The organism is Sphingomonas bacterium (assembly GCF_903644135.1).
Taxonomy (GTDB): domain Bacteria; phylum Pseudomonadota; class Alphaproteobacteria; order Sphingomonadales; family Sphingomonadaceae; genus Sphingomonas.
This window is the reverse complement of the sequence record NZ_CAHJXA010000205.1, coordinates 1-5,118: the sequence shown is the minus strand read 5'-3', so window position 1 is coordinate 5,118 and position 5,118 is coordinate 1. Positions and strand designations below refer to the sequence as shown.

The window sequence follows — 5,118 nt, the reverse complement described above, 5'->3', positions numbered from 1 at the left end:
TTCCCGCATCGGGCGCCTGCTCGCGGATGATCCAGATGATCGGCATCGGCCGCCTCAAGCAGATGATCATGGCGGTCGAGACGGTCGACGCCGCCGAGGCCTATCGGATCGGGCTGGTCGGCTCGGTCTGCGCGCCCGAGGTGCTGATGGACGAGGCGTTGGCCTATGCGCGCCGGCTGCTGACCAAGGCGCCGCAGGCGATGGGAATGGCCAAGCACATCATCAACGCGTGTCAGAACGTCGATACCGAGACCGGGCGGCTGCTGGAGCGGCTCGGCCAGTCGGTGCTGATCCGCACCGACGACAACAAGGAGGGCATGACTGCCTTCCAGGAAAAGCGCCCGACGCGCTTCCAGGGGCGCTGACGGCATGAGCGACACGCAGAGCCTCGCCGGTAAGGTCGCGCTGGTCACCGGCGGCAGCGGCGGCATCGGTGCCGCCTGCGCGCGCGCGTTCGCCGGGGCGGGGGCGCGAGTGGTCGTCGGCTATCATCGCGGCGCGGAGAAGGCGCAGGGCGTTGCCGACGGACTGGCCGGTGACGGCCACGGCATCCTGGCACTCGACCTGGGCGAACGCGACGCCATCCGTGGCCTCGCCGATCAGGTCGAGCGCAGCCATGGCCGCACTGACATCCTCGTCAACGCCGGCGGCTTCACGGTGCCGGTGGCGGATGCCGACCTCGACGCGCTGACCGACGAGATCTTCGAGTCGGTGCTGATCGCCAACGTGCGCGGGCCGTTCTCGGTGATTCGCGAGTTCGCGCCGATGCTCAAGGCGAGCGGCGACGGCGTCGTCGTGAACATCTCGTCGATCTCGGGATTTACTGGGTCGGGCAGCAGCGTCGCCTATTGCGCGGCGAAGGCGGCGCTCGACACGATGACGCTGTCGCTCGCGAGAGCCTTGGGGCCGGCGATCCGGGTGCTGTGCGTGTCGCCGGGGGCGGTTGCGACCGACTTCGTCGCCGGCCGCGGGCGCGAGGCGCTGGAGAAGATCGCCGCCGGCACCCCGCTAAAGAAGGTGGTCGAGCCCGAGGACGTCGCCGACGCGGTGATGGCGTGCGTGACGCTGCTGCGCGCCAGCACCGGCATCCGCGTGCCGGTCGACGGCGGCCGTTTCCTGGTTTGACAACCGCCCGGCGGTCCCAACCACTGGCGACAGGCCGCTCCTGGCCGGATGCGGTAACTCCGAGTTTCACTCGCGTGCGGGAACGGAACCGATGACCTCACAGCCGCTCATCAACGAAGCCGTGCTGTCACCGCAGGACGGCGGCCTTGCCTATATGCCCGGCTTCGGCAACAGCTTCTCGACCGAGGCGGTGGAGGGCGCGCTGCCGATCGGCCGCAACTCGCCGCAGCGCGCGCCGCTCGGCCTGTATGCCGAGCAATTCTCCGGCACCGCCTTCACCGCGCCGCGCGGCCAGAACCGGCGCAGCTGGTTCTACCGCATCCGCCCGTCGGTGTCGCACACCCGGGGCTTCAGGACGATCGACGCCGGCCTGATCCGGACGGCACCGTGCCGCGACGAAAGCGATATCCCGCTCAGCCAGCTGCGCTGGCGACCGATCGACGTTCCGCAGGAGCCGTGCGACTTCCTGTCGGCGCTGCGCACCATCGCCACTTGCGGCGACGCGGCGACGCATATCGGTATGGCGGCGCACGTCTATGTCGCCAACCGGTCGATGGGGAACCGGTATTTCAGCAACGCCGATGGCGAGATGCTGATCGTGCCGCAGCATGGCGCGCTCGACCTCTTCACCGAATGCGGCCGGCTGCAGGTCGGCCTAGGCGACATCGCGATCATCCCGCGCGGACTGAAGTTCAAGGTCGACCTGCAAGGCGACACCGCGCGCGGCTATGTCTGCGAGAATTACGGTGCCAGCCTGACCCTGCCCGAGCGCGGCCCGATCGGTGCCAACGCGCTCGCCAATGAACGCGACTTCCTGGCCCCGGTCGCCGCGTTCGAGGATATCGACGCGCCGTCGCAATTATACTTCAAGGCGTTCGGCCGCCTTCACGTCGCCGAGATCGACCACTCGCCGCTCGACGTCGTCGCCTGGCACGGAAATCTCGCACCGGTGAAGTACGACCTGCGCCGCTTCTGCCCGGTCGGCGCGCTGCTCTACGATCATCCCGATCCGTCGATCTACACCGTGCTAACCTCGCTGTCCGACACGCCCGGCACCGCCAACATGGACTTCGTGATCTTTCCCGAACGCTGGCTGGTGACGGAGAACACCTTCCGGCCGCCCTGGTATCACGTTAACTTGATGAGCGAGTTCATGGGGCTGGTGTACGGTGTCTACGACGCGAAGCCGACCGGCTTCGTGCCCGGCGCGATGAGCCTCCACAACTCGATGCTGCCGCACGGCCCCGATGTCGAGTCGTTCGACAGGGCGTCGGCGCGCGAGCTGGTTCCCGAGAAGTTAAGCGGTACGCTCGCCTTCATGTTCGAGAGCCGCTTCATGCTCAATCCTACCGGCTATGCGAGCGGGCTGGAACTGCTCGACGAACGCTATCCGGATTGCTGGGTACCGCTGGAGCGTCACTTCCGGCGGTGATCGCGCCCTGACGCCCGATGATTGCGCCGCTTCCCGCGCCGATCTATGCTCGCCGAAATACAAGGACCTGTCGGGGCAGCGTGCATTATCGACCGCGGGCCGGCGGGCCGGCCGGAGAGAGATCGCCATGGACATGCACGAGCTGCGGACCCCTCACGCGACGTCGACGCTGTTCAACAGCAACGTCGCCCCGCTGATCGAACAGGTCGGCGTCGAGGCGTTTTCGCCTGCGCTGTTCCGGCTGGCACATGAAACGCTGGGCTGCATGCACATGAGTGCGTTCGCGGTCGGTCGCACCGACAGCAGGACGCTGGTACTGGCCGAGAATATTGGCTCATCGCGGATCGCCCATCGACTGGGTCAGCGGTATATCGAGCGGTATTGGGGCATGGATCCGATGAACGCCACGGGAGCGGCGGATGGTCCGGCCTTGCGCATCTATGAGATGAACGCGCGCGAGATCGACGATTCGGATTACCGGTATCAATGCTACACGTCGGTCGACCTCGCCACGCGGCTGTCGGTTTGCGAGACGCGGGCCGACGGCGCGATCCGCATCAATTTCTATCGGGAACAGGCGTTTTCCGATCGGGAAAAGGATGTGATCGTCGGGTCGCTCGGCCTGTTGATCCCGCTGCTGCGCCGGCACGCGCTGAGCGACGAGGCACCCGAAACCGCGGTCGACTTCGAGCGGCGGCTGCGCAAGGTCGCACCGGAACTCACCGCGCGCGAGCGGGAGGTCTGCGCGCTCATCGCGCTGGGGGTCACCTCCGAGGGCATCGGCCTCGAACTCGGCATCAGCCTCAACACCGTCCTGACCTATCGCAAGCGTGCCTATGCGCGGCTGAGGATCGTGTCACAGAACCAGTTGCTGCGGCTTGTGTGCCGGAGTGATCGGGATGAACTGCCCGGTCGGTGGCTACCCGGTGGTTTGCCGCACTGATCGCTACCTAAGGATGACGGTTCAGGCGGCGCGCCGCCAGGGTTTGAAACTCCTTTGACCCTGTGGGCCGACCGCGGCACACATTCCATTGCTGGAGAAGCGATCGTGGCCGATGACGTGGGCGAAGGAGCGACTGCCGAGTTGCGGCAGTTGATGCGGGAGATCGCAGCCGGCTGGGACGCTGGCGATGCGGCCGCCTTCGCCGCGAACATGACGCCCGATACGCACTATGTCGCGTTTGACGGATCGGTGCTCGACGGTGCCGACGCGATCGCGGCCTTCCACCAGCCGGCGTTCGATACTCACCTGAAGGGGACGAAGCTGCACATCGACATCACCGGGATGCGGGCGCTCGGCGGCGACAGCTTCGTCGTCTTCGCAACCGGCGGCGCGGTGCGCCCCGATGGCGGCCCCAAGGAGCTGACCGGCGATGCGGTGCAGACGTTCGTCTGCCAACGCGTCGATGCGGCGATGCGGGTCACCGTCTTCCAGAACACGCGCATCCGCCCGCTACGCGGTCCGGCCGCCGCCGCCGCCTGGCGCAGCTTCGACACACTGTGGGAAACGTCGGTCGAACAGGGCGGCCTCCTGCTGGGGCAGCGCTGAGCGGTCTTTACGAATTGAAGGCGGCTCACAGTTGAACTCACGACGTTCGACAGAAGCTGAACGCGGACGGCGAGTAGCTCGATTAATCCAACATCGCCGACCCCCAGTCCGAAGGTGCAGCAGATGACGCGCGACGGCGCGGCGATCCTCAAATACAAGGGGTCGAACGGCCGCCTGTCCGTGTCGATGCGCCACCTCGACGCCGCGCTATCGACTGACACGATCCCGGTCCACAGCTTCGACCGCGTCGAGAAGCTCGCATCCGGCGAGATCGTCTGGGTGGAGATCGACCTGTTCCCGGTTGGGCTGGCGCTCTACTCGGGCGAGCAGCGATACATTCAGTGCAGTGCCAGAGGACTCGGCTTGCCAATGACGAGGCGTAATGATGTCTCAACCGAGTCTCTAACCCGAACCGGGCTGCTTCATCGGGGCCCAGCCGAGGCCCAGGCTGCTCTGCAACGCGATCCAGTCGGTGGTGAGCGTCGCCTGCGCCTGCGCCAGGCTGGTCTGCGCCTGGATGCGCTGGCGCTCGGTGTCGAGCGCGTCGATCAGGCTAATCGTGCCGCCATGATAGCGGGTGTCGGCGATCAGCGCCGCGCGCGCCGCCGAGGCGTTGGCGTCGGCGAGGCTGGCCACATTGTCGCGCTGGTGGCCAAAGCGCGAGAGGGAGTTCTCCGCGTCGAGCAGCGCCGACAGCACCGTCGATCGATACGCCGCGCGCGCTTGGTCGAAGCGGCCGCGCGTCTCCTCGACCTGCGCCTTCACCTGAGGGAAGCTCAGGAAGTTCCACGACAGCACCGGCGCGACCAGCTTGAGGAGGTTGGCACCGCTGAACAGGTTGGACACCTTGGTCGAGCCGTAGCCGATGGTGCCATAGAGGTTCACCGTCGGAAAATACTGCGCGATGCTGGCACCGACATTCTCGTTGGCGGCGGCGAGCTGGCGCTCGGCGGCACGGATGTCGGGGCGGCGGCGCAGCAGGCTGGCGGGGTCGCCGACCGGGGTCTGCGCG

6 protein-coding genes are annotated in these 5,118 nt (G+C 66.9%); 5 read left to right on the top strand and 1 reads right to left on the bottom strand.

The annotated features are described in order from the left end of the window. The 5 genes from HUU96_RS10965 to HUU96_RS10945 form a co-directional block, all read left to right on the top strand. The coding region (locus HUU96_RS10965) for an enoyl-CoA hydratase/isomerase family protein (protein WP_254605186.1) at positions 1–365 on the top strand (365 nt) is incomplete at its 5' end. 4 nt (positions 366–369) lie between these two features. Next, the gene (locus tag HUU96_RS10960; protein WP_174292837.1) at positions 370–1,125 is read left to right on the top strand and encodes an SDR family NAD(P)-dependent oxidoreductase; all 756 of its coding nucleotides are present in this window, start codon (positions 370–372) and stop codon (positions 1,123–1,125) included. Positions 1,126–1,279: 154 nt separating this feature from the next. Then, positions 1,280–2,557 carry a homogentisate 1,2-dioxygenase gene (hmgA, locus tag HUU96_RS10955; protein ID WP_217430316.1) on the top strand — a complete coding sequence of 426 codons (1,278 nt, stop codon included), beginning with the start codon at positions 1,280–1,282 and terminating at the stop codon, positions 2,555–2,557. 127 nt (positions 2,558–2,684) lie between these two features. Beyond that, a complete protein-coding gene (locus HUU96_RS10950; RefSeq protein WP_174292835.1) occupies positions 2,685–3,500 on the top strand; it encodes a helix-turn-helix transcriptional regulator in 816 nt (271 codons plus the stop codon). Positions 3,501–3,605: 105 nt separating this feature from the next. After that, entirely contained in the window at positions 3,606–4,106 is a 501-nt protein-coding gene (locus tag HUU96_RS10945; RefSeq protein ID WP_174292834.1) for an SgcJ/EcaC family oxidoreductase, read from the top strand. Between the two features lie 402 nt (positions 4,107–4,508). On the opposite strand, the gene HUU96_RS10940 is transcribed toward HUU96_RS10945, so the two are convergent. Next, positions 4,509–5,118, bottom strand: a 610-nt coding sequence (locus tag HUU96_RS10940) for a TolC family protein (protein ID WP_174292833.1), incomplete at its 5' end; no start/stop codon positions are given.